Source organism: Flavobacteriales bacterium, assembly GCA_016715895.1.
Taxonomy (GTDB): domain Bacteria; phylum Bacteroidota; class Bacteroidia; order Flavobacteriales_F; family PHOS-HE28; genus PHOS-HE28.
The window spans coordinates 1,529,511-1,554,454 of the sequence record JADJXH010000003.1 but is presented as its reverse complement, the minus strand read 5'-3'; the positions used below and the strand labels follow the sequence as shown (position 1 = coordinate 1,554,454).

Here is a 24,944-nt window from a genome sequence, read left to right as displayed (position 1 = left end):
GGCGTCAAAGATCGGTGAAGGCCCCGGATGGAACGGGCTTGTCCACGAGCACCTCGCTGTAGCGCACCACGGTGCGGTCGCCGTCGATCTCCACGGTCTCCATCTCGCGCAGCCGGTGGGTGGCCCGGTCGAAGTGCAGCGTCATGCGTTGCACGCGGCGCGCCATGGCCCCGGTGGGCGTGAGGTGGGCCACCAACGCGTCGGTGCCCAGCTCGTAACGCGGCTTCATCTCCGGGCTCTCCAGCAGGCGCCCGCTCACCAGGTCCAGCACCAGGGCGTTGATGGAGGCGTACATCCGCTGTTCGGCGGCGCCGAGGCGCTTCTCCGCACCGTTCTCCTTGACGCGCACCGCGCTGCCGGCGGTGAGGATGGTGAGCGGTGCGGCGCCCTCCACGCTCCAGCGGAAACGGTCGGGCCGCTCGTACACGAAGCGGCCGGGCTCGCTCACGGGCGCCTTCAGGGCCCGCAGGTGCTTCTCCTGCACGAAACGCGCCTGCACCGTGCGCATCGCCCGCGTGGCGGCCAGCAGGGCCTTCACCTCGGCGTGATCGGTCCCGATGGGGGTGAGCTGCGCGCGGAGCATCGGGCTCAGGCACAGCAGCAGGAGGGCGAGCGTGGTGCGCATGCGGGGTTCAGGCAAGGCCGAGGGAGCGGTCCACGCGGAGCAGCGGGATGCCGGCACTGCGGCAGCGGTCGATGATGGCGCGGGTGGTGTCCACCACCGGGCCCACCGTGTCGTGCAGCACCACCACGGTGCCCTTGGGCCGCTCGCCGAAGATCCACGACAGGCGCTTCTCCGTGGTGCGGAAGGTGGTGTCGAACGGGCGCACGTCCCAGCCGATCACCTCCACGCCCGCACGGCGCACGGCGGCGGCCACGTTGGGCGAGGTGACCCCGAAGGGCGGGCGGAACCAGGGCGTGCGCATGCTGGTGGCGCGTTCGATGGCGGCCACGCCGCGCAAGATCTGTTCCACGCTCCGCGCCGTGCTGATGAAGCCCCACGCCACGGGGTGGTCCATGCTGTGGCAGCCCACGAGATGACCTTCGTCCACCATCCGCTTCACGAGCGCGGGGTGCTGCTCCACCCGCCGGCCGATGCAGAAGAAGGCGGCCTGCACGCCCTCGCGCTTCAGCAGGTCCAGCAGCGCGGGCGTGTGTTCCGGATGCGGACCATCATCGTAGGTGAGCGCCAGGGTGCCGGGCCGGCCGTTGCGGTGCGCACGGAGGAAGAGACCCAGCGCATGGTCCATCGCGCCCCAACCCAGCAGCAGCAGATGCGCGGCGAGCAGCGCGATGAAGGGCCACCAGGACCAGGTGCCGGTCCAGGCGAGCGCGAGCAGCAGGAGGTGCAGCGGCAGCAGAACGATCAGCAGCTTGTGGTGAAGGCTCATCGCGCGATGTGGATCAGCCCGTGCTGCTCCCCTTCACGGTCCATCAGCTGCACGGCGGGTACGGCATCGGCCAGCGCAAGGGCCACGGCCACCGCCGGTGCGCTGTGGTGCAGCCCGGTGCGGTCCACGTAAGAGGCGCCGTTGGTCACCGAGGTCACCAAGGCTCCGGTCCACGCCGGGATGCCGTCGTCCACCAACACGCGGTCGACGGGGCCCATGCGCACATCCACCACGCGGCCTTTCGCCACACCGTCGGCACCACCGAGCACGAAGAAGGCGGCGCCCTCCGCGGGTCGTGCGGCGTGCGGCACGAGGCGATCGCCGTGGAGCGCATCGAAGAGATGGTCCAGCAGGGGCAGGTGCTCGTCGCTCGCGCCCACCAGCACGCGGTCGCCGGGCCGGCGCTCCAGGTGCATCACGGCGGCCAGCAGGGCGGCATGGAAGCTGGTGAAGCCCTGGCTGAAGGTGAGGTTCGGCCCCTGTGCCTTGAGGGCGAGCGCGATCAGCCCGGCCACGGTGTTGTGGGTGCTGCGCATGAAGCTCGTGGGCGCCAGCAGCGATCCGGCGTTGCGCTCGATCTCCAGGAGGAACTCCTGCGTGTCCGCCAGGCAGCCCAGGCCCGTGCCGTAGAAGATGCCGTCCGGTCGCTCGATGCCGGCCTCCGCCAGGGCGGCCAAGGCACAGGCCATCGCACGGCGCACCGGGGCGATCATGCGGCGCGCCATCGGCTTGGGCAGCAGGTCCATGCCCGGCACCACGGCCTCCTCGCCCGATCCCGGACGCAGCGTGTAGTGGGCGGCGGCGCGGATGATCATGGCGTGGCGGTGAGGACCAGCGCACTGTCATTGCCCCCGAAGCCGAAGGAGGTGCTGAGCACCGTGCGCACACTGGCCGTTCGGGGTGCGGTGTTCGGCGCACTGCGGAGCCCCTCGATCGGGGCGCCGAAGCGCAGGTTGGCCGGGATCAGGTCGTGGCGCATGCAGAGCACGCTGAACACCGCCTCCAGCGCCCCCGCCGCGGCGAGCGTATGGCCGGTGGCGCTCTTGGTGCTCACGAAGGGCGGCACAGTGGCGAAGAGGCGCTCCATGGCCACCTGTTCGGTGCCGTCGTTGTTGTCCGTGCCCGTGCCGTGCGCGTTGATCAGGTCCACCTGCTCCGCAGGAAGGCCCGCGTCCGCCAAGGCTTCGCGCATGGCCTGGAACGGGCCTTCGCCCTCCGGCGAGGTGGCGGTCTGGTGGTGTGCGTCGTTGGTGTTGGCGGCGCCGGCGAGCCAGGCCAGCGGGGTGCGCCCGCGCGCTTCGGCCCGGTCGCTGCGCTCCAGCACCAGGTAGGCGGCGCCTTCGCCGAGGTTCATGCCGCCGCGGTCGGCGCTGAAGGGCCGGCACGGGGCGGTGTCCATGGCGCTCAGGGCCCTGAAGCCCTCGGTGGTGAAGCGGCACAGCGCGTCGGTGCCACCGGCCAGGACCACCTCGGCGCGACCCGAACGGATGAGCCAGGCGCCGAGCATCAACGCGTTGGCGCTGCTGGAGCAGGCGGTGCTCAACGTGGTCACCCGGCCCCGCAGCCCGAGGTGCCGCGCCAGCTGGTGCGCGTGGTCGCCGACAGCATGGCCCACGGCCCGGTCGATGCCGTCCACGCCACCGGCCATCCAGCCCGTGGCGAAGGCCTCGCTGCGGTCCATGCCGCCCACGGTGCTGGCGCTCAGCAGATCGATGTCCGCTCCGGGGCCGAGCCCGGCATCCTGCAGCGCCTCGCGGGCGGCGATGAGCCCGAGCAGGACGGTGCGCGAGCGTTCGGCCTCCACGCCGGCGAGGGTGGCCAGGTCGGCGTTGGACGCCTTCACCTCACCGAACCAGAGCTCAGGGAAGGGGAGCGAAAGATGGGCGAGGCGGCCGATGCCCGAGCGGCCCTCACGCAAGGCGCTCAACTGGGCCGCGGTCCCGGTCCCCAGCGCAGAGATCGCGCCGATCCCCGTGATGGCGACCGATGGGCGGTTCACTTGCCGTGGCTCTGGATGAACTCCGCCATGGTGTTCACCGAGCGGAACACCGTCTGCCCCTGCTTGGGGTCGGTGATCTTGATCCCGTAGTGACGCTCCAGCAGCACGATCAGCTCCAGCGCATCGATGGAATCCAATCCAAGGCCTTCGCCGAAGAGCACCTGATCATCCCCGATGTCCTCCACGTTCACCTCCTCGAGGTTGAGCTGTTCGATGATCTGTGCTTTGAGCTGCTGCTTCAGGGCCTGTGCGTCCATGGTCAGGGAGTGCTGGGGAATAACGTCGTGGCGTCGGCTTGGTTCGGGAGGTCGTCGTCCGGACCGAATAGCACGGCCTGGGCCTCGAAACGAGCGGCGAAGATATCGGACCACAGGCAGACCAGCCATCGCACCCGCGGATCACGCCGGAGCAGCCGGGCCGCCATCACGCTTTCCGGGCTGTCGGGTCCTTCGGTCATCAGGCAGAGCGAAGGGCCGTGGATCCCGTGACGGATGGTCAGCTCGCCTACCCCGATGTTCGGCAGGGTGTACACGAAGACCGCCGGGCTGGCCAGACCGGTGTCCTGCCTCACCTTCCAGTGGTCCACATCGCTGCTCCCGCTTCCGCTGCGGCTCAACGCCAGCACGGCCGTGGCCTCGGCCAGGTCGGCACCCCGTTCGCGGGCCACGCGCAGCACGGGTTCGGCCACCAGCACGGCCAGCTTGGCCGCCCGGTCCATCTTGTGGAACTTGGGATAGTCCATCGCCAGGGCCTGGTACGCCGCGCGCAGCGCTTCGTCGGGTGCGCCGGAGGGTTCGGCCAAGATCCGGCCGTCCAGGGTGAACACCCCGGCGGAGAAGCGGCTGTGAGCGATGGGCTTCATGCGCGGAGCACGATGGCGGCGTTGCAGCCCCCGAAGCCCGAGGAGGTCTTCAGCAGCGTGCGGCCTTGGGTGTGCCGGTGTTCGTGGAGCACATCGAGGCCCTGCAGGGTCACCGAGCTGGAGGCGCCCAGGCTGCGCAGCATCAGACCCTGCCGCAGCGCATGCACGGCCACCAGGGCCTCCACCAGACCGGCGGCGCCCAAGGTGTGCCCGATGTAGCCCTTGTAGGAGTTCACCGGCGCGTGGCCGAGCCCGAGCCGCGTGAAGGCGATGTGCTCCATGCCGTCGTTGTACACACTGCCCGTGCCGTGCGCGTTCACATGCGTCACCGCCTCGGCCGACAGGTCCGCGTCGCGCAGGGCGGCCTCCACGGCTCGCACGAGGCCTTCGCCGGTGCGCGAGGGGCCGGAGATGTGGTTGGCGTCGTTGCCCATGCCGCCGCCCAGGTAGGTGGCGATGGGGCCGTGCCGGAACAGGCTGGTGTCGCGCGTGAGCACGATGGCGGCGGCGGCCTCGCCCAGGGAGATGCCATCACGGTCGTCATCGAACGGCCGGCAGGGACCGCTCGCGATCGCGTGCAGGCACAGGAATCCGGAGAGCACGAAGTCCGTGGCCTCGTCCAGCCCCGTCACCAGCACATGGTCGGCCTCCCCCGCGCGGATCATCTCGGCGCCGAGCTGGACAGCGAGCGTGCCGGAGATGCAGGCGTTGGACACCACGAGGGGGGTTCCGGGCAGGCCGAGGGCCACGCCTGTGCGCCGGGCGAAGAGCGGCAGCTCGGCGTCCTCGGGCCGGCCTTCCTCCAGGGCGCGTATGTCACCCTTGGTCGTCGCCAGGATCCACGCGGTGCGGGGCAGGGTGCGCAGGCTGCGGGACAGGCCGCCCATGGTCTGGCGTACCGCCGCGCCCAGCAGGCGCTGCGCCCGCCGGCCGCTTCCGGTGAGCGCGCTCTCGTCGCACCGACCCACGTGCACGGGTGCATCGGTGCCGGGGAAGGTCTGCGGACGCAGCCCGCAGCGGCCGGCGTGCATCGCGGTGAAGGTGTCCTCCACCGAGGCGCCGAGCGGGGTCACGCAGCCGGGCGCGCCCAATACGATGGGGCCGGTCACTGGATCCCGTGGCGCTGTTTCCATTCCAGGTAGAAGGGAGGGGCGATCAGCTGCAGCTTGCGCTCCTTGTCCAGGAACACCTGGGTGGTCTCGGCCAGGGCCGCGATGGCGCTGCGCCCCTTGGCCTTGATCCGGTAGCGCAGCACCACCTTGGCCGCTGCGTGAGGGATGTAGGTCGTGGCGATCTCCACGATGTCACCGTACTCCAGCATGGCCTTGTGATCGATCACCGTGCGCACCACCGGGGTGGTGAAGCCGAGGTCGAAGATCTTCATGGCATCCAGGCCGTGGGCACGACCAAAGGCCTCGCGACCGCGCTCCATGAACTTCACGTAGTTGCCGTGCCACACGATGCCCATGGGATCCAGGTCGCCGAAGGTGATGGGCACCTCGCAGGTGGTGGTCAGTTCAGGCTGCATCGGTACCACCCATCAGGAACACCTTCATCTCCATCTCGGCGATGACCGCGCCGGCGGCACGCACCGTTCCCTGCAGCACCTGCACATTGGCCAGCCGGTGCTGCATCGCCACGGTGGTCTCGAGCAGTTCCCCCGTCCTGGGCAGGCGCTCGATCCGCAGGCGCGACACCGCACCGATGAAGCCCACGGGCGGTTCACCCTCGCCCGCGCCTGCGGCGGCGTATCCCGTGCCCAGCGCGGTGCTTTGGGCCACATGCTCGATCAGCCCGGCCTCCAGCAGGCGGCCGTCCTCGGCGAACACGTTGTCGTCCCGCACCAGGAGGCGCGTGGCGTGCGTATCGCCGTCGGAGGCGACCAGTTCATCGACGAGCACGATCGGCGGGCGGTGCGGCAGGAACCGCAGCACGGCCTCGCCCCGGGGCAGCGGATGGGGCATCGCTCCAAAAGTCATAAAAGTTGGCCCATTGGAAGGGATGACGCTTCACGACCTCTTCCAGTGCGGCGGAAAAACGGGCGAGCTGCACCTTGGGGTCGCGGTCGTGGGGCAGGGGGTCGGTGGCCGTGAAGGTGTATTCCCGGGGGGCCGTGCGCACCACGAAGGCGAAGCAGACCGGTACGTCGAACGCGGCGGCGATGGCGAAAGGGCCCAGGGGGAACGACGCCTCGGTGCCCAGGAAGGGCATGCGTGCGGTGCGGCCTCCGGCGAGCGAACGGTCGCCGTGGATGCACACGAGCCGCCCCTCGGCCAGCGCGCCACGGATCCGGAACAGGTGCGACATGTCGTCCTTCAACGCGATCACCTCGTACCGCTTGTCCTGCGTGGCCTCATCGTGGGCCCGCTTGATGGCCTGCTCCTCGGCATCGAGCATCACCACGCTCACCTGTCCGCGGTAGCGCTTCAGCATGTAGCTCGCCATCTGCCAGTTGCCGACGTGGGCGCTGATGAGCAGCCCGCCACGGCCTTCATCCAGGATCCGCTGCAGGGTGTCCGCCGCCTGATGCTCGGTGCGGAACCGGTCCTTCAGGCCGGCCATCACGGCCGCCTTGTCGATGATGAGGGTGCCGAAGGTGTGGTAGGCGCGGAAGAGCACCCACCAGCGCGGGCTGCGGTCGGTGGGACGGACCCGCGCGTAGTACCGGAGCCAGGCGCGGCCGGGCTCCCGGGCGGCGAGCACGAAGTAGAACGAAACGGGGACCAGCAGCGTGTAGGCGGCCCACAGGCCCACGCGGCGGATGAGGAAGATGAAGATGCGGTGGCCGAGCGGAGTGCCCCGGCTGCGACCCTGCCAGGCCGCCGGGCGTTCTTCAGGCGCGGGTGATGCGCTGCTCAATGTGCTCGTAGAAATCCTGGAAGGTGCCGATCCGCTGGAAATCCTCCGCGGTGAGCTTCACTCCGAAGTTGTCCTGGATCACCACCACCAGGTCCACGTAGTCCAGGCTGTCCAGGGCCAGGGTGTCCTTCATGTCGGCGTCCGGCAGGATCAGGTCCTCCTGAACTTCGAACTCCTCCACCAGGAACACCTTGGTGCGGGCTTCGATCTCCTCCCGTTGCGCAACGGTGCTCATGTCAGCTGGCGTAGCGTTTGATGATCAGTGATGAATTCGTCCCCCCGAAGCCGAAGGAGTTGGAGAGCAGGACATCCACCTTCCGTTCCATCGGACGGCTCACGAGGTTCAAACGCTCGGAAGCCTCATCGGGTTCTTCAAAATTAATGTTCGGGGCGAGGTAGCCGCCCTGCATCATCAGCACGCTGTACACCACCTCGCTGGCGCCGGCCATCCAGCACTCGTGGCCCGTCATGCTCTTGGTGCTGCTCACCAAGGGGCGTGTGGCGCCGAACACCGTGTCGATGGCGCGCGCCTCCACCAGGTCGCCGATGGGCGTGGACGTGGCGTGGGCGTTGATGTACTCGATGTCCGAAGGGCCCATGCCGGCCATGTTCAGGGCCATGTTCAAGGCACGCACCTGGCCGTCGAGGTCGGGGTCGCTGATGTGCAGGCCGTTCGAGGAGAAGCCGTAGCCCACCACCTCGGCGAGGATGGGGGCGCCACGCTCCAGGGCCGACGACAGGCTCTCGAGGACGAGCGCGGCACTTCCACCACTGGGCACCAGGCCGTCCCGGTCCTTGTCGAACGGGCGCGAGGCCTTGGTGGGGTCCGACTCCCGCACGCTGAAGGCCGAGATGCCGTCGAAGCTGCAGAAGGCGATGGGGTTCACCTCCTGCGCACCGCCGCAGAGCACGATGCGCTGCAGGCCCTGCTTGATCAGCAGATAGCCCATGCCGATGGCGTGCGAGCCGCTGGCGCAGGCCCCGCTGACGGTGAAGTTGATGCCCCGCAGCCGGAAGATGGTGGCCAGGTTCATCGTCACCGTCGAGTTCATCGACTGGAAGATGGACCCTGAGCCGATGAGCGTGGTGTCCTTCTTGCGCCGCAGCGCATCCACGCCTTCCACCACGGCCAGCGCGCTGCTGTCGTTGCCGTACAGGATGCCGACCTCGTGGTCCAGGAAGGTCTGCTCACCAATGCCCGCCTGCCGGAAGGCCTGTGCAGTGGCCGCATAGGCGTAATAGCACTCCTCCGCCATGCCCACACGCTGCCGGCGTCCCAGTTCGGCCTTCAGGTCGGGCATGTCCACCTTGCCGGTGAGGGCGCTGCGAAAGCCCATCTCCTTGCGCACCGGGTCGAACACGATGCCGGAACGGCCGATGCGCAGGCTCTCGGACACCTCCGCCAGGTCCTTGCCGAGGCAGGACCAGATCCCCATGCCGGTGATGACGACGCGTTCCACGGGCGATCAGGAATGGATGCCGCCGTTGACGTGGATCACCTCGCCGGTGATGTAGCTGGCGCGCGGGGAGGCGAGGAACGACACCGCGTGGGCCACCTCCTCGGGTTCGCCGAAGCGCTCCATGGGGATCATGCCCTTGAGCTGGTCCACCGGCAGGTCCTTGGTCATGTCCGTGCGGATGAAGCCCGGCGCCACGGCGTTCACCGTGATCTTCCGCTTGGCCACCTCCTGGGCCAGGCTGCGCGTGGCCCCGATGACGGCGGCCTTCGCGGCGCTGTAGTTGGTCTGCCCGGCCACGCCCTTGGCGCCCGAAACGCTCACCACGTTGATGATGCGGCCCGAGCGCTGCCGTACCATCTTCTGCATCACGGCGCTGGTGACATTGAAGAACCCGTGCAGGCTGGTGTCGATCACCGCATGCCAGTCCTCGGGCGGCAGGAAGACGAACAGATTGTCCTTGGTGATGCCGGCGTTGTTGACGAGCACCTCGATGCGGGCTTCCGGGTGGGCCTCGGTCCAGGTGGTGATGGCCGCATGCACGGCATCGCGGTCGGTGACATCGAAGCCCAGGGTCTCGGCCTTCACGCCGTGCTCGCGCACCATCCGGGCGGTCTCTTCGGCCTGCTCGGCCCCCTTGGCGTAGTTCACCAGGATGTTCAAGCCATGGTCGGCGGCCAGGGCGAGGGCCACCGCGCGACCGATGCCGCGGGAGGCCCCGGTGACCAGGGCGTAGCGTTCGGGGGTGGCGCTCATCCGGGGAACAGGTCGTGGATCAGGAGCCGGGTGCGCAGTTCATGCAGGATGGCCGTGCTGGGGGCATCGGCGATCACGGGTGCGGCCACCGCGCGGATCTCCTCGTAAAAGGCCCGGTTGGCGGGGGCCAGCGTGTCCTTCACCCCGGCGATGTCCACCGCCTGCGCCAGGGCCAGGCATTGGATGGCCATCACCTGCGCGGTATTGTCGATCACCCGCGCCGCCATCCACGCCGCGTTGCTGCCCATGCTCACGATGTCCTGGTTGTCGTTGTTGTTCGGGATGGAGTGCACGTACAGCGAGGTGCTCAGCGCCTGGCACTCGGCCGTGGTGCTCACGGCGGTGAACTGGATGCCCTGCAGCCCGTAGTCGATGCCCGGGCGGCCCATCACCAGGAACGGCGGGAAGCGGCCGTTCACCTTGTCGTTCAGCAGGAAGTTCAGCTGGCGCTCGGTGAGCATGCACAGCTTGGCCACCGCCAGCTTCATCTGGTCCATGGCCAGCGCCACCTGGTCGCCGTGGAAGTTGCCGCCGTGGTACACGCTGGCCGTGCGGTGGTCCACCACGGGATTGTCGTCCACGCTCAACAGCTCGTCGTGGATGGCCCGGGCGCTCTGCTCCACGGTGTCGTGGATGGGCCCGAGCACCTGCGGGATGCACCGGATGCTGTAGTGCTCCTGTACCTTATGGTCGAACATGCTGCCGTTGGACCGGTCGCGCTGCTTGTACAGGTGCTCCTCGCGCTTCTTCGTCCATCCCGCACCCTCCAACCTTCCGCGCAGCCCGGCGGCCACCACGTTCTGGCCGGTGTGGCGCTTGGCGCCGTTGAGCACGTCGCTCAGGTGGTCGTCATAGGCGCCCACCACCTCGCTGATGAGCGCGCCCATGGCGATGGCGCGGTCCACCAGCCGGCGGGCATGGTGCACGTTGATGGCGCCCAGGCCGCTCATGCAGGCCGTGCCGTTCACGATGGCCAGGCCGTCGCGCATGCTCAACTTCAGCGGGGCGATGCCCGCCTCCTTGAGGATGTCGGCCATGGGCAGGCGCACGCCCTTGTAGGTGCCCGTGCCTTCGCCGATCAGGCCCAGGCCGATGTGGGCCTGTTGCACCAGGTCGCCGCTGGCGCCCACACCGCCGTGCTGCGGGATGGTGGGGTGGATGCCGCGCTCCAGGTAGACCAGTAACTGGTCGATGGTGGCCCGGCTCACGCCGGAATAGCCCAGAAGGAAGGTGATCGCCCGGCTCAGCATGCAGGCCCGCACCGCCGCATCCGGCAGGGGGGCGCCCATGCCCGAAGCGTGGCTCCGCAGCAGGTTGTACTGAAGCCGCTCGCTGTCGGCCTCCGGGATGTGGTATTGCACCAAGGGGCCGAAGCCCGTGTTGATGCCGTAGATCACCTTGTCCCGTGCGAACTCCTGCAGAAATGCGTAGGACCGGTCGGCCGCGTCCAGGTCCTCCGCCGAGGGACGCAGCGTGCCTTCGCCCATCGCGATGGCCACGAAGGACTCAAGGTCAAGGTCACGCACAGTGCGGGGGCGGATGTCCACGGTCACGGGCAAGGGTTGGGAAAAGGCGGGCAAAGTTAACCGACCGGTCTAATTTCGCCGGGTCCGTGGCGACCGCGTGACGCACGAGGATGGGAGCAGGGTTCAGCGCGTTGTACCGGATGCTCAGCACCAGACGATGGTCGCTGGCGGTCCTGATGGTCGCCTGGGCCGCGTTCGTGGGCGTTTCCATCCCACGCCTCCGGTTGGTGAACGACCTCTTCCAAGCCCTGCCGAGCGACCCTGGTGTGGACCGGTTCCGGGACTTGTTGGCCACCGGCCCGGGTGCCGACCGCCTGATGGTCGGGTTCACCGCGGGCTCGGGCGTCCCGCCGGACAGCGCCATGGCCGCCTCAGACCGCTTTGTACAGGCCGTGCGTTCCGGAGCTGGTGCTGGGCTTGTCATGCAGGTCGACAACACGCCGGACCCGCAATGGTTCGATGCTGCGGTGGACGTGGCCCTGCGCGACCTGCCCGCCTTCGCCGACACGGCCGCACTGTCTCGCCTGCTGGCCCTTGATGACCACGGTCTGGACAGCCTGATGGGCATGGTACGCGCCCGCCTGCTGGGACCTGGAGGCCTGGTGCAGGAGCCGCTGATCCTGGGCGACCCGGCCCTTCTGCTGGGCGGCCACCTGCAAGCCCTGCGCGCCCGCTCGGACCTGGGCGGGGTGGACGGTTCCTCCGGTGTGCTCCTGGACCGGAGCGGCACGACCGCCGTGGTGCTTATGCGTCCGCGGCCCGACCTGCCCGATACCGCGTTGGACCGCCTGGTGGACGAGGTGCGCCTCCGGATGGCCGAGGCCTGTGGCACCGGCGTCCAAGCCGAGGTCTTCGGCCCCGCGGCGATCGCACGGGCCAACAACCTGCGTGTGGCCGCCGATACGCGCCGCACCACGGTCATCTCCGTGGCGCTCTTCCTGTTGCTCCTGCTGCTCCACTACCGGAAGTGGAGCATGCCAGTGCTCGTGCTGCTGCCCGCCGCGTTCGGCCTGCTGAACGCGTTGAGCATCCTGGCCTGGGTGGCGCCCACCCTCTCGTCCATCGCGCTCGGCGTCTCGGCCACCTTGCTGGGCATCGCCCTGGACTATGCGCTGCACCACTTCACCCACCTGCGCCACAGCCGCGATGTGGAGCGTACGGTGCGTGATGTGGCCGCGCCGCTGCTGCTGGGATGCTTCACCACCATCCTGGCCTTCATGGCCCTGCGCACCCTGGACGCTCCGTTGCTCCGCGATCTCGGCCTTATGGCGGCGCTCATGCTGGGCTCCGCCGCGCTGTTCACCCTGGTGGTATTGCCCCATGTTCCCGTGCGATGGCCGGCCCCCCCATCGAACGCCGCCCGATCCCGGGCCACCCCTGGCTGGCGGCGGCGCGTGGAGGCGTGGAGCCCGCTCGCGGTCCTGGTGATCACCCTCGCCCTCTGGCCTTTCGTGGACCGCGTGCGCTTCGAGGACGATCCGGAGCGGATGAGCTACATGCCGGACACCATGCGCGAACTGCGGGAGCGTCTGTTCGGTGCGGCCGGCGATCTGCGCACGGTGTTCATCGTCAGCGAGGCGGAGGATGAGGAAGGCGCGCGCCGCGCCGCGACCGGTGCGGTCCATCGCCTTCGCACGGCATCGCCGGCCCCCTTCGTCACACTGGTCTCACCCACGGACCTGCTGCCGGCGGACAGTGTGCGCCTGGCGTCCCGGTCGGCCTGGGGTGGAGCGCTGCAGCGAACTGACACGGCGGTGTTCAGGTCACGGTTCCTGGAAGCGGCCGATCGCGCCGGTTTCGTGGCCGAGGCCTTCGCACCGCTCCTGCGGTCCGTCGCAGGCGCGCGGGCGCTTCCGGTGGACAGTGCCACGAAGGCCCTGCTGGAGGAAGGCGCGGTGACGCGGCTGCCCGATGGGCGTGTGCGCGTCGTCTCCCTGGCGCGGGTGCGCCCCGGCGATGAGGATCACGTGGAGGCCCTGCTCGCCGGCACCACCAGCGAGGTGCTGCACCGCGGCCTGCTCGGTGACCGGCTCAAGACCCTCGTGGGGGACGAGCTGCAGCGCATCCTCTGGCTCACCTCCTTGCTCGTGTTCGGGGTGCTGCTGATCACCTACGGGCGCATCGAGCTGGCCGTGATCACCTTCCTGCCGATGCTGCTGAGCTGGGTATGGATCCTGGGCATCTGCGGGCTGTTCGACATCCCCTTCAACATGGTGAACGTGCTGGTGTGCACCTTCATCTTCGGCCTGGGCGACGACTATTGCCTGTTCACCAGCAGCGGCATCCTGAACCGCTACCGCGACGGCAGCGACGACCTGCCCGCCATCCGCACCGGCGTGGTGCTGTCGGTGGCCAGCACCGTGATCGGCACCGGTGTCCTGCTCCTGGCCGAGCACCCCGCCCTGCGCAGCATCGCCCTGCTCAGCGTGGTGGGCATGCTCTGCATCCTGGTGATCTCCCTCACGGTGCAGCCCGTGCTGTTCCGGTGGCTCATCACGGGCCGTGCGGCGAAAGGCCGGCTGCCCTTCACCCTGCGCTCCCTGCTGATCTCGCTCTTCGCGTTCGTCTATTTCCTGGCCGGCTGCCTCGTGCAGCTCGCGGTGCTGCCGCTCGTGGCCATCTCGCCCATCCCGCGGGAGACCAAGCGCCGCGTCTTCGGCCGCTCGCTCAAGGTCTTCACCCGCTCCCTGGTGTACGTGATGGCCAATGTGCGCAAGGATGTGCAGGACTTCCGCCCGGCGCTGCGCAAGGGTCCCGCCATCCTCGTCGCGAACCACGCCTCCTTCGTGGACATCCTGGTGATGCTCATGGTGCATCCGCGCACCATCATGATGACCAACCGCTGGGTGTGGAACTCGCCCTTCTTCGGGGCCTTCGTGCGCTTCACGGGCTTCGTGCGCAGCGAGGACGACATCGTCACCAACACCGTCCGGGTGCGCGATGCGGTGCAGCGCGGCTGGAGCCTGGTGGTGTTCCCCGAGGGCACCCGCAGCCGCGATGGGCGCATCGGACGTTTCCACAAGGGTGCCTTCCACATGGCGCAGGAGCTGCGACTGCCGGTGGTGCCCGTGCTGCTGCACGGCGTGGGCTATGCCATGGCCAAGAGCGATGCCATGCTGAAGGACACCACCATCACCATGCGCACGCTGCCGGCGATCATGCCGGACGATCCGCGCTTTCCGCAGGAGCCGCTGAAGGAGCGCACCAAGGCCATCGCCGCGTGGTTCAGAAAGGAGCACACCGCCCTGCGTGAGGCGCGGGAGACGCCGTCGTTCTTCCGCGGTCAGCTGGTGCGGGCCTTCACATACAAGGGACCCGTGCTGGAGTGGTACATCCGCATCAAGTCACGCATCGATGCCCGCCTCGATGAGCGCATCCACGCCCTGCTGCCCCGCGCGGGCGACATCGTGGACCTGGGCTGCGGGTATGGCCCCCTCACCTACCTGTTGCACTGGAGCGCGCCGGAGCGCAAGCTGCTCGGCGTGGACCATGATGCCGACAAGGTGGCCGTGGCCGCGCACAGCCTGTTGCGCGGCGACAACCTGCGGTTCGAGACCGCGGACCTGCTCACCTGGAGGCCGCCACCGGCCGATGCCTATGTGCTGAAGGATGTGCTGCACTACCTGCCGATGGCGCGCCAGGAGGACCTGCTGCGGTCCTGTGCGGAGGCCCTGCGCCCGGGCGGCGTCATCGTGGTGCGCGACGGCTTCACGGGCGATGCCCAACGCCACGCCCGCACCCGCTGGACGGAGCGCTTCTCCACCGGCCTGGGCTTCAACAAGACCGCTGCGCCGCTCACCTTCATGGGCCGGAAGGACCTCGAGCGCATGGCCGCCGCGCACGGCCTCCGCCTGGAGTGGGTGGACGAAGGCCGCATCACCTCCAACGCCCTGGCGACCCTGACCAAGCCGGCATGAGCACCGACCGCTCCTTCGACGTGCTGGTGATCGGCGCCGGGCTCGGCGGGCTGGAATGCGCCGTGATCCTCGCGCGGGAAGGCTTGAGCGTGTGCGTGCTGGAGCAGAACAGCCAGCTCGGCGGCAGCCTTCAGGTGTTCAGCCGGGATAAGCGGCTCTTCGACACCGGGGTGCACTACCTCGGCGGCCTGCTGCCCGGCCAGAACCTGGACCGCTACTTCCGCTACCTCGGCATCCGCGACGGACTGAAGCTGCACCGCATGGACGTGGACGGTTTCGACCGCATCACCTTCGGCGACGACCCCACCGAGCATCCGCTGGCCCAGGGGCATGCCCACTTCGTGGAGCGGCTGGTGCAGCACTTCCCGGCCGAACGAGCGGCCATCCAGCGCTTCAGCGATGACGTGCGCGCCACCTGCGAACGCTTCCCGCTCTACTACCTGCGTTACGCCGAGCACAATGAGTGGGAGGATCCCGCCCTGCAGGTGAACGCCCGCGACCACATCGCTTCGCTGACCCGCGACCCCCGCTTGCGCGCGGTGCTCGGTGCGCCCAATGTGCTGCACGCCGGCCACGGCGACCGCACCCCGTTCTACATGCACGCCCTGGTGCTGAACACCTACATCGAAAGCGCCTGGCGCTGCGTGGACGGCGGATCGCAGCTCGCCAAGTTGCTCGCCCGGGAGGCGCGTGCGCACGGCGCGGTCATCCTGCCCCGGAAGCGCGTCACCCGGTTGGATACGGATGCCACAGGCGTCAGCGCCGTGCACACGGCGGACGGCGATCGCTTCGCGGCCCGGCGCGTGGTGGCCGACGTGCATCCGGCCACGGTGCTGGACCTGATCACCGGCGACGGCGTGCGTCCCGCCTACCGCAACCGCGTGAAGGCGATGGACAACACCATCGGCACCTTCTGCGTGCATCTGGCGCTGCGGCCGGGTTCATTTCCCTACCACGACCACAACCACTACCACTTCGCCGATCACGACGTGTGGGCGCCCATGGACCCGGGCTCCGGCCGTCAGCGCGGTCAGTTCATGCTGTTCACGCCCTTGATGCACGGCGGCGACGGCACGGTGGACGCGCTGTCCATCATGACCTTCATGCCGTTCAGTGAGGTGGCCCGCTGGTCCGGGTCGCGCAACACGGTGGCCGAACCGGCCGAGCGGGAGGGCGACTACGAGACGTTCAAGCAGCGGAAGGCGGAGGAGGTGCTGGAGCAGGTGCATCGGCGGTACCCCGCGTTGCGCGATGCCATCACCGGTCGCTGGACCACCACGCCGCTCACCTTCCGCGACTACATCGGCTGCCCGGACGGCACCACCTACGGCATCCAAAAGGAGGCCAGCGCACCGATGCGCACCTACCTCTCGCCCCGCACCAAGGTGCCCAACCTCTTCCTCACCGGGCAGAACATCAACCTGCACGGCATCCTGGGGGTCACCGTGAGCAGCGTGGTCACCTGCGCGGAGCTGGTGGGCAAGCGCTACCTGGTGGAGAAGATCCAGCGGGAGACCGGCGGAGGGGAGGTGCTGGTGAAGGGGTAGGAGGCCGCCTTCGCCAATGGCTGCGGCGCGGCAGGGGAGGACCAGGGAAGAAGGAACAAGGAGGAAGAACCAAGAAGGAAGCCTGCGCCAGAGGGTTCGTCGAGGGAATGGGTTCGGAGGGAGTTGGGAGTCTGCTGCGTCGGGAGTCCAGGGAGTCGGGAGTCAGAAGAGTCCACTGAGTCGGAATGCTGAGGCGACCTGACGGCAGCAGTGGACTCGAACTCACGCAGAGGGGCAGAGGACGCAGAGCACATCCAAACCGTCACTGCGAGGCGCTGCGATGGGCCGCTGGGTGGGGCGCCATGGCAGTCTCCCTTGAGAGGGGCTGGGTCACAACCGGGGAGATCGCTTCGGCGGAGACTGTTCAGTAAAGTGTGTCAGGCCGGATTGCGAACTTCAACACCTGACCCATGGAGGACAAGACGGACAAGTTCGATTACGAAGCCTTCGAGAAGGAGGCCATGAAGCAATTGCTACTGGGCAAGCCCTTGAGCGGCAGCGATGGGGTGCTGACCCCGCTGGTGAAGCGACTGATGGAGGCCTCGCTACGGGGCGAGCTGAGCGCTCACCTGGCCGAGGAGCCGCCTGGAGGTAACCGGCGCAACGGACATGGGCGCAAGCGGGTGAAGACCGCCCACGGAGAGGTGGAGATCGCCACGCCGCGCGACCGTGAGGGAACCTTTGACCCGGTGCTGCTGCCCAAGCGCGAGCGCGTGCTGAACGCCGAGCTGGACATGAAGATCATCAAGCTCTACGGGCTTGGGATGAGCCAGCGCGACATAAGCGACCATGTGCGGGACCTGTACGGCATCGAGGTGAGCGAGGCCACGATCAGCGCGGTGACCGACCAGGTGATCGCCGATGTACAGACCTGGCGGCAGCGGCCCTTGGAGGCGCGCTACGCGATCGTGTGGCTCGATGCCATCCACTTCAAGGTGAAGCAGGAAGGGCGCGTGGTGAACAAGGCCGTATACACCGCCTTGGGCGTTGGCCCCGATGGCCACAAGGACCTGCTGGGCCTGTACGTGGGGCAGAGCGAAGGGGCCAAGTTCTGGCTGGGCGTGCTGGGCGACCTGCGCCAACGCGGCGTGGAGGACATGCTGATCGCATGCATCGACAACCTGAGCGGCTTCTCCGACGCGATCTCCTTGGTGTACCCACAGAGCGATATCCAGCTCTGCATCGTGCACCAGGTGCGCAATACCCTGAAGTACGTCAGCTACAAGCACTACAAGGAGGTGGTCAAGGACATGCGGGCCATCTACCGGGCCCCTGGTGAGCAGCAAGCGCTGCATGCCCTGGAGGTCTTCAGCGACAAATGGGGGAACGCTACCCGCAGGCGGTGAGCTCCTGGCACACCAACTGGCCGCTGCTGGCCAGCCAGTACCGCTACAGCGAGCGCATCCGGCGGCTCATCTACACCACCAATCCCATCGAGGGCTTCCACGCTCAGCTGCGCAAGTACACCAAGACCAAGCGCGTCTTCGACAACGACATGGCCCTGCTCAAGCTGCTCTATCTGGCCCAGCAGCGCATCGTGGAGAAAATGGCCGCCAAGCCCATCTTCGCTTGGAGGGAGATAGCCGCCGAGCTACGCCTGCTCTTCGGCCCACGCTTCGATCCACAGGCGATCAACACCGATCAACAGGTTCTGAGTCTCCCCCGGACCCCCTCGTTCAAAACCCAACAACATCAACATCATCAGCAATAACGATGATGACACACTTTATCTAACAGACCCGAGGGGTGGCGACCTGACGGCGGCGGTGGAAATGGGCATGCGTGGATCGCGCGGGGTGTGAACCCGGGCAACGGCCAGCGCCGAAGGCAGCAAGCGGCCAGCCGGAAGCCGGCGGCGGGTGGCCGGACACAGGTGGCCTGAGGCTGGCAGCCTGAAGCTGGTGGCGGGTGGCCGGAAAGGTGGAGGCCGACGGCTGATGTGCGGAAGCTGGAGATCCCGGGCCTCAGGGCAGCTCGCAGCGCCAGATGCTGTGGCCCTGGCCCACGTCGTCGTGCTCCTTCACCACCCGCAGGCCGGCGGCGGCGACCAGCGGCGCGAAGTGCTCCGCGCGGTACATCCGGCTGTTGCCGTTGGCGATGGCCGTGAAGTAGAGCGAGGTGGCCGCCAGCGAGAACGAGGCCGCCTCGAACCGCTGCCGGTCGATGAAGGTCTCCATGATGTACAAGGGCATGCCCGGCCGCATCACCGCACGGGCCTTGCGCAGGATGGCCACGATCTCGTCCTCGCCGAAGCAGTCCAGGAACTGGCTCATCCAGATCGCGTCCGCACCTTCCGGAAGCTTGCTGGTGGGGTCCAGCATGTCGGCGGCCACCGTGGTGAGGCGGTCGCCGAAGCCGGCGGCCTTCACGTTGCGTTCCACTTCGCGCAGCTGACCGGGCAGGTCCACCACCATCATGCGCACGTTCGCATCGTGGCGCAGGCAGCTCAAGGCCCACTTCCCCGTGTTGCCGCCCACGTCCATCACCACCTTAGGGTGGTCGCGGAACACGATCTCCAGCGCAGGCGGGAACGAATGGTCGCTGTAGTAGTGATCGAAGTGGAACCAGCTGCTGCGCACATGCTGCGGCAGGTGGGCCAGGCCCTGGTACACGGTGGGCCAGTCGCCGAAGACCTTCAGCCCGGCCGGACGGCTCTCCACGAGCGCCTCTTCCAGATGGGCCAGCCCGGCAAAGCACACGTCGCCGGTGAAGTCCATGTTCACCTTCGTCATGTCGTCGAAGGCCAGCATCACCCCGGTCTTCGTCAGCACCATCCGGCCGTTCTTCTCCGCCAGCACATCGGCCGTGAGGGCCATGTCCGTGAGCACCATCACCGCATAGGGCGACAGGCCGGAGGCCTTCGCGAGCTCCTCCCGCGAGAGGCCCTTGGTGCCGGCCTGGGCCAGGGCATCGAACAGCTCTTTCCGCTGCATGATCCAGCAGGCCTGGAAGACCATGGGCCCGAAGGCGATGCGCTGGGCGGCGGCCTTCGCCTCCACCGCGGTCAATTCATTCGTTGCCGTCCGTGCCGGCCTTGCCTTGGATGCCACCTTCTTCATGTTCCCGGTCCGATCACTGGAGTTTCTTGCGGATGCCCTTGAGCTGTTCGTTCACCTTGATCACGGTGGACGCCCAGAAGTTGCGAAGGCCGGCCCCTCCGGGGGTGGCGCTCACGCGTTCGATGTGCAGCACCTGCCGGGTGGCCATGTCGAAGAACGTGACATAGTAGTCCGCCTTCAGGGCCTTTCCGTCGTAGGTGATGGCGATGTAGACCATGCCCACACCGGGCCGGTCATCGGTCTTGTAGCGCGACACCAGCTCCTGCACGCCCTCGGGCTGCAGTTCGGGCTTGTTCCACACCTCGGGCACGGTCACGGCCATGTTCACGGCCTCCACGTAGCTGGTGAACATCTCACAGTCCTTCACCTTGATGTGCGGACACGGCGTGTACTTGGCCGATTCGCTCTCGAAGAGCATGTTCCACCGGTTGAAGAAGGTGGGGCCGGCCTGGTCCAGCGGTCCGAACTCGTAGCGCGGGGTGAACCTCGCCGCCGAGTAGTCCACCCCGATCCACGTGAGCCCCACCTTGTCCGCCAGCATGTCCGCCAGGGTGTTCTGCTGCGCGCTGGCCGCGGGGAGAAGGGTGGCGAGGAGCAGGGCGGACCATAGGATTCTCATGGCAGGTGGCGGTGTGGGGTGCGGCGGTCGATGAAGAGGTGGGGCTTGCGGCTGTCCCGCGGCCATTTCAAGGTCTCGATGGCCGCGCCGGGCAGGGTGGTCATCCGAGGGGCTACCCGCAACGTGGCCCGCAATTGCTCGCGCAGGGCCTCCAATGCGTCACCTTCCAGATCGACCAGGACCTCCAGGTCGTCCCCCCCCAGTTCGTCCGTGGTGCAGACGACGACGAAGGTAGGGATCACCGGCATGGCGTTGATCGCATCGAGCACCTGCGCGGGGAAGAGGGTGGTGCCGCGGACCTTCAGGCGCTGCTGGCGCCGGCCCAGCACCGGGCCCAGATGCAAGCGGCCACCGCCGCCGTCCATGGCCCCCTCGTACCGCACGCAGATGTCGCCCGTGCGGTAGCGCAGCAGCGGCATCGCGCTCACGTGGAAGGGGGTGACGACCACCTCGCCGGCCTGGCCGTGCGCCACCGGCCGGTCGTGCTCATCGAGCACCTCCACCAGCATCAGCTGGGGCTGCACGGCGTGGCCGCTGCCTTCGCGTGTTTCCGTACAGGCCGTGGCCATCTCGGTGCTGGCGTAGGTGCCCAGGAGCTCGATGTCCCAGCCTTCCTTGATGCGCCGGCCCAGGTTGTTCCAGCCGCCGTCGGGGTCGTGGATGGGCTCGCCGATGCAGAGCGCCCTGCGGACCGTGCTCCCCGCCGGGTCGATGCCGTGGGCGCGGGCGTGATCGATGAGCTTCACCAGAAAGCTGGGCACGGTGACCAGCACGGTGGTGCCGAACCGGTGGATGCTGTCCCACTGCAGGGCGGCCGCGCCGGGACCCACGCGCACCACGCCGGCCCCGAGCGCCCGGGCACCCAGGAAATAGGCCAGGCCCGCCATGAAGCGGCGGTCCAGCGTGGTCATCAACTGCACCACATCCTCGGCGGTCACCCCCGCCATCACCAACGAGTTGTGCTCGTTGGCCGTGAGGCGCTCCAGATCGGGCTCATCCAGCAGCAGGGCCACGGGCTTTCCGGTGGTGCCCGAGGTGGTCACATGGTCGATCACCGCGCGGCGCTCCACGCAGAGCAGCGCATCACCCGCCGCCTCCAGATCGGTGTTGCGCGTGAACGGAAGGCGGTGCAGGTCGGCCACGCCCCGGATGTCACCCGGGTGCAGGCCCAGTTCGCGGAAGAGCCGCTGGTAGTGGGGGGACCGTTCGGCCAGGCGGTGCACGTGTTCGCACAGCAGACGGTCCTGCAGCGCGAGGACGGCCTCTTCATCGAGGCCGGATGGCAGCATCAGTTCGGGTCGCATGCGGCCAGGGCCTTCTCAAGTTCGCGGCGTTCGGCGATGCTGGCCACCGGGCGCGCGAGCGCCTCGCGGAAATACCGGGCGGCCAGCCCCGTGTCGCCGAAGGCCTGGTACCAGAAGCCCAGGTCGCTGTAGGTGATGGCGTTGTGCGGGTCGGTGCGCACGTAGGCCGCTTCATCCTCGGCGCTCAGGCGGTAGGTGCGCCCGGTGACGCGCCGCTCCAGCAGGGCCGCCCGCATCGCGCGGTGCCACACCAGGTCGCCCATGGCCGGCGAACCGAGCAGGGTGTCTGCGGGAAGGGTCCCGGCCTGATGCAGGGTGAGGGGCACGTCAGCAGGAGTGTCGAGGGCAAAGATGGCCCGCAGGTCGTAACGGCGGTAGGCACCCAGCGTGTAGGGTCCCGTGCCCAGCCAGAGCGTCCGCTTCCCCGGCTCCATGATCACGCTGTGGTGGGCGATGAGCTGGTCGATGGCCATGGGGTTGCCCAGGCCCACGTCCTGCCCGTCGGGCCCACGCCGTTCGCGCAGGATGCGGGCCGCATCGGCCGGGGTGAGCGGCGACCCGGTGACGGTGAGCGCGCGCATGCGCCGGAAGCGGGCCATGCTGTCGCTCTCGCGCAGGTTGGCCTGGTTCACCGGCGAGCCGAAGAAGGCGTCGCTCTGGTAGTGGTTGGCGCACACCACCAGCCCGTTGCCGGGGTCGTGCACACCCATGCCGTCCGGCGCTTTCTCGATCACCACCGCCCGGCCGTCCCGCGCCGAGCCCACCAGGATGCTCTCGCTCACGAAGACCTCCCGGCGCGCGGCGATGGCCACCGCCTCGTCCACCGTGGCGGCGTGCTGCAGGATCTCGCGCGCCAGCAGGCTGATGGGCGTGCGCGCACCGGTGGGCAGGGCCGAGCGCGAGGCGTTGATGGTGACCGTGAGGCCCTCGAGGTTCATGCCGCTCACCGCGCCCAGCATGCCGGCCCAGGTGACGATCACGAAGGGATGCCCGCTGTCCGGACGCATCGCCAGCACCAGTTTGTCGCACGCGAACTCCTCGCCCAGGTGGAAGTCGAAGTTGCGCCCGATCAGCAGCTGCCCGTCCGCGGTGCGGTCGCCCCACGCGGCGAAGCTGGTGCAGCCCACGAAGGCCAGGTCCTGCAGCGCATGGCCGATGTCGTGCGCCGCATGGTAGTTCAGCGCGCGTTCGTAGCCCGTGCCGATCATGTCGAAGGCGGGGTCGAAGGCGCGGCTCTCCCCGTAGATCTCGCGGCGGTACTCCACCGGCACGTGCTCCTCGATGTCGCGGTTGAAGAAGCCGATGAAGTGCCGAAGCCAGCCCAGCTTGTCCTCGTCGGGCACCAGCAGGCGGATGCGCTGCACAAAAAGCTCCTCCTGCTTGCGGATCAGCTCGCGGGCCAGGGAACCGATGGCCAGCCCGCGCTCCAGGTCGCCGCCCTGCACGTAGGCCTCCCACAGCCCGTCCGGTGTGGGGGCCAGCCAGCCGTTCGCGGTGCGCCATCCGCCCTCGCCGAGCGGTTCGCGGGCAGGCAGTTCGGCGGTCTCCCCCGACGCCAGCGGCGTGGTCAGCTGCATGTCCAGCAGCAACAGGGGAAGGAGGGCGACGGCCGCACCGCACAGCAGCTCGATCAGCAGCAGGGGCAGGGTGAGCAGGACGCGGAACAGGCGCGGCATCGGGGGCTGCAAAGCTAACCGGGCCGCAGGGGGCGGTGGTCGCTCAGAAGCCGAAGCCCACCCCGGCCCCGATCCAGGGCTCGCCACCGGCGTACGGGCTGAAGGGGTCCTGGATCACATCGAAGAGCACCGTGGCCGTGAGGTAGGTGCCACCGCCCAGATGCGCGGAATACCCCCCGCCGATCAACAGGAAGGGGACCCAGCGGCGAAAGAAGCGGTCCTGGTAGGCATTGTACAGTTCGAAGTTCATCTGACTGTACTCCACATGGGCGAACAGCTGCTCGATGATGCGGTAGCGGGTGAAGAGCCGCCCACCGTACACGCTGGTCTCGAACGCCGGTGCGAAGCGGTTGTCCCGGAAGTACTGGTAGCTGATGCCGAGGCCGGCGGAGAGCTTGCCGTTGCGGGTGACCTTGTAGCCCACCATGGGCTCCACGGCGATGTTGGTCACCGAGCCGAAGGCCAGGCCCAGCCCACCGCCGAACCAGATGCGGTCCTTCAGGGTGCGGGGCTGCTCCGAGGTGGGCTTGCGCGGGGTGGCCGTGGTGTCCACATAGTCCTGCGCCGCCGCCGCGGACCACAGGCCGAACGCCAGGAGGAGCAGGCCGGTGCGCGGTGACCTCATGCGCCAAAAGTACGCGCCCCTCCGGTGCTGCCGTGGGGGCCATGCCGGCGTTGGAACAGCACCATGAGCCACACACCGCGGGCGATCATCCAGGCCAGGAAGGCGCTCCACACCCCGTACAGCTCCCAGCCGGCCTCGTGGCCCATCCACGCCACGGGCACGAACACCAGCAGCGTGCTGAAGAGCAGCACATTGCGCAGCGCCACGCCGTCGCCCAGTCCCTTGAAGATGCCATCGAAGGCGAAGGCGACCGCGTTGATGGGCTGGGTGAGGACCACCATCCAGAACACGCCATCGAAAAGCGCCTGCACGGACGGGTCGTCGGTGAAGAGCGGGCCGATCCAGCGATAGCCGAGCGCGTAGAGCGCGGCCAGCGCGGCACCGATGAGCACGCTGACCCGCACCACCTGCCAGCTCATGCGGTGCAGGTCGCGCCAGTTGCGTTCGCCGTTGAGCCTTCCGGCCAGCACACTGCCCGCCGCCGCGTAGCCGTCGATGAAGAAGGCGCTGAAGAGCCAGATCTGCATGGCGATGCTGTGCGCACCGATGTGGGCCTCGCCGTAGCCGGTGGCGTAGCGGTTGCCCAGGTAGTAGCAGGCGTTGAGGGCCATGGTGCGGGCGAAGAGGTTGCCGCTCAGGAGCCACAGCGCCTTCAGCTCGGGGTGATGCCAGCGCCTGGGCCACACCGGGAACGGCGTGCGGGTGCGCAGCATCACCAGGGCCGTGGCGCACATCACCGCCTGGGCGGTCACGCTGGCCCAGGCCGAACCTTCGATGCCCAGGCCCGGCACCGGACCCCATCCGAAGATGAGCAGGGGGTTCAGCACCAGGTTCACCGCCGCACCCAGCAGGCTGATCCACATGCTCCAGCTGAGGTTCTGGATGCCCCGGAAGGCGCCGGTGATGGCGAAGGTGGCCAGGGACAGGGGGAACCCGAGCGAACGGATGTGGAAGTAGTCCACCGCCTTGCTGAGCACGGCGCCCTCGGCATTGTACAGCCGGAAGATGTCCTCGGCGAAGGGGGCGGTGGTCAGGTGGAAGAAGATCCCCAGGCCCACGTTCATCCAGATGGCGATGGGCACCAGGCCGCGGATCGCCTCCAGCCGTTGCTCACCGGTGTAGCGGGCCACCACGCTCAGCACCGCGCTGCGCGTCTGCGCCAGCACCCACACCACCAGCAGGAAGAAACTGCTGGCGATGCCCACGGCACCCAGGTCGGCGGTGCCCAGGCTGCCCACGAAGGCCGTGTCCACCAGCGCGATCAGCGGTTCGGCGATGCCGCTGATGATCGCTGGCACGGCCAGACGGTCGATGTCCTTCCGGGTGATGGGCGAGGTGGCGGCCACG

The 24,944-nt window shown here is 68.4% G+C and carries 22 protein-coding genes and 1 pseudogene; 3 read left to right on the top strand and 20 right to left on the bottom strand.

Annotated features, from left to right (window positions below; all coding sequences use genetic code 11):
• Positions 1-4: 4 nt before the first annotated feature.
• From IPM49_06890 to IPM49_06825, 14 genes are read right to left on the bottom strand one after another with little or no spacing between them, the layout of a single operon-like run.
• Positions 5-625 carry an outer membrane lipoprotein carrier protein LolA gene (locus tag IPM49_06890; protein ID MBK9274249.1) on the bottom strand — a complete coding sequence of 207 codons (621 nt, stop codon included), beginning with the start codon at positions 623-625 and terminating at the stop codon, positions 5-7.
• 7 nt (positions 626-632) lie between these two features.
• The gene (locus IPM49_06885) at positions 633-1,391 is read right to left on the bottom strand and encodes a polysaccharide deacetylase family protein (protein MBK9274248.1); all 759 of its coding nucleotides are present in this window, start codon (positions 1,389-1,391) and stop codon (positions 633-635) included.
• The gene (locus IPM49_06880) at positions 1,388-2,206 is read right to left on the bottom strand and encodes a beta-ketoacyl synthase chain length factor (GenBank protein ID MBK9274247.1); all 819 of its coding nucleotides are present in this window, start codon (positions 2,204-2,206) and stop codon (positions 1,388-1,390) included. Before IPM49_06880 ends, IPM49_06885 begins: the two co-directional genes overlap by 4 nt.
• A complete protein-coding gene (locus IPM49_06875; protein ID MBK9274246.1) occupies positions 2,203-3,390 on the bottom strand; it encodes a beta-ketoacyl-[acyl-carrier-protein] synthase family protein in 1,188 nt (395 codons plus the stop codon). Before IPM49_06875 ends, IPM49_06880 begins: the two co-directional genes overlap by 4 nt.
• A complete protein-coding gene (locus IPM49_06870; GenBank protein ID MBK9274245.1) occupies positions 3,387-3,647 on the bottom strand; it encodes an acyl carrier protein in 261 nt (86 codons plus the stop codon). Before IPM49_06870 ends, IPM49_06875 begins: the two co-directional genes overlap by 4 nt.
• Before the next feature lie 2 nt (positions 3,648-3,649).
• Entirely contained in the window at positions 3,650-4,252 is a 603-nt protein-coding gene (locus IPM49_06865) for a hypothetical protein (protein MBK9274244.1), read from the bottom strand.
• Positions 4,249-5,385, bottom strand: a complete 1,137-nt coding sequence (locus tag IPM49_06860; protein MBK9274243.1) for a beta-ketoacyl synthase — start codon at positions 5,383-5,385, stop codon at positions 4,249-4,251. The genes IPM49_06865 and IPM49_06860 overlap by 4 nt, the downstream gene beginning before the upstream one ends.
• Positions 5,358-5,780, bottom strand: a complete 423-nt coding sequence (locus IPM49_06855) for an acyl-CoA thioesterase (GenBank protein MBK9274242.1) — start codon at positions 5,778-5,780, stop codon at positions 5,358-5,360. Before IPM49_06855 ends, IPM49_06860 begins: the two co-directional genes overlap by 28 nt.
• Entirely contained in the window at positions 5,770-6,216 is a 447-nt protein-coding gene (locus IPM49_06850) for a 3-hydroxyacyl-ACP dehydratase (protein MBK9274241.1), read from the bottom strand. Before IPM49_06850 ends, IPM49_06855 begins: the two co-directional genes overlap by 11 nt.
• Entirely contained in the window at positions 6,140-7,111 is a 972-nt protein-coding gene (locus IPM49_06845) for a hypothetical protein (protein ID MBK9274240.1), read from the bottom strand. The genes IPM49_06850 and IPM49_06845 overlap by 77 nt, the downstream gene beginning before the upstream one ends.
• Positions 7,086-7,346, bottom strand: coding sequence for an acyl carrier protein (locus IPM49_06840; GenBank protein ID MBK9274239.1), 261 nt, complete (start codon positions 7,344-7,346; stop codon positions 7,086-7,088). Before IPM49_06840 ends, IPM49_06845 begins: the two co-directional genes overlap by 26 nt.
• Position 7,347: 1 nt before the next feature.
• Positions 7,348-8,571 (bottom strand): beta-ketoacyl-[acyl-carrier-protein] synthase family protein, encoded by a 1,224-nt coding sequence (locus IPM49_06835; GenBank protein MBK9274238.1) that lies wholly within the window; start codon positions 8,569-8,571, stop codon positions 7,348-7,350.
• 6 nt (positions 8,572-8,577) lie between these two features.
• Positions 8,578-9,324, bottom strand: a complete 747-nt coding sequence (gene fabG, locus IPM49_06830; protein ID MBK9274237.1) for a 3-oxoacyl-ACP reductase FabG — start codon at positions 9,322-9,324, stop codon at positions 8,578-8,580.
• Positions 9,321-10,871 (bottom strand): aromatic amino acid lyase, encoded by a 1,551-nt coding sequence (locus IPM49_06825; GenBank protein MBK9274236.1) that lies wholly within the window; start codon positions 10,869-10,871, stop codon positions 9,321-9,323. Before IPM49_06825 ends, fabG begins: the two co-directional genes overlap by 4 nt.
• 89 nt (positions 10,872-10,960) lie before the next feature.
• On the opposite strand from IPM49_06825, the gene IPM49_06820 reads away from it, so the two are divergent.
• The 3 genes and pseudogenes from IPM49_06820 to IPM49_06810 all read left to right on the top strand — a co-directional run bounded on the left by IPM49_06820 (position 10,961) and on the right by IPM49_06810 (position 17,947).
• Positions 10,961-14,767 (top strand): 1-acyl-sn-glycerol-3-phosphate acyltransferase, encoded by a 3,807-nt coding sequence (locus IPM49_06820; protein ID MBK9274235.1) that lies wholly within the window; start codon positions 10,961-10,963, stop codon positions 14,765-14,767.
• Positions 14,764-16,314 (top strand): NAD(P)/FAD-dependent oxidoreductase, encoded by a 1,551-nt coding sequence (locus IPM49_06815; GenBank protein ID MBK9274234.1) that lies wholly within the window; start codon positions 14,764-14,766, stop codon positions 16,312-16,314. Before IPM49_06820 ends, IPM49_06815 begins: the two co-directional genes overlap by 4 nt.
• Positions 16,315-16,724: 410 nt before the next feature.
• A pseudogene (locus IPM49_06810) lies at positions 16,725-17,947 on the top strand (IS256 family transposase).
• Between the two features lie 331 nt (positions 17,948-18,278).
• Here IPM49_06810 and IPM49_06805 read toward each other — a convergent pair.
• The 6 genes from IPM49_06805 to IPM49_06780 form a co-directional block, all read right to left on the bottom strand.
• Positions 18,279-19,322: a class I SAM-dependent methyltransferase gene (locus IPM49_06805; protein ID MBK9274233.1), complete on the bottom strand. Its 1,044-nt coding sequence runs from the start codon at positions 19,320-19,322 to the stop codon at positions 18,279-18,281.
• A 64-nt stretch (positions 19,323-19,386) separates the two neighbouring features.
• Positions 19,387-19,992 carry a hypothetical protein gene (locus IPM49_06800; protein ID MBK9274232.1) on the bottom strand — a complete coding sequence of 202 codons (606 nt, stop codon included), beginning with the start codon at positions 19,990-19,992 and terminating at the stop codon, positions 19,387-19,389.
• On the bottom strand, positions 19,989-21,296 hold the full coding sequence (locus IPM49_06795) for an AMP-binding protein (GenBank protein ID MBK9274231.1): 1,308 nt from the start codon (positions 21,294-21,296) through the stop codon (positions 19,989-19,991). Before IPM49_06795 ends, IPM49_06800 begins: the two co-directional genes overlap by 4 nt.
• Positions 21,281-22,972 carry a hypothetical protein gene (locus tag IPM49_06790; GenBank protein MBK9274230.1) on the bottom strand — a complete coding sequence of 564 codons (1,692 nt, stop codon included), beginning with the start codon at positions 22,970-22,972 and terminating at the stop codon, positions 21,281-21,283. The genes IPM49_06795 and IPM49_06790 overlap by 16 nt, the downstream gene beginning before the upstream one ends.
• Before the next feature lie 43 nt (positions 22,973-23,015).
• A complete protein-coding gene (locus tag IPM49_06785; protein MBK9274229.1) occupies positions 23,016-23,597 on the bottom strand; it encodes a hypothetical protein in 582 nt (193 codons plus the stop codon).
• Entirely contained in the window at positions 23,594-24,943 is a 1,350-nt protein-coding gene (locus IPM49_06780; GenBank protein ID MBK9274228.1) for an MATE family efflux transporter, read from the bottom strand. The genes IPM49_06785 and IPM49_06780 overlap by 4 nt, the downstream gene beginning before the upstream one ends.
• Position 24,944: the final 1 nt, after the last annotated feature.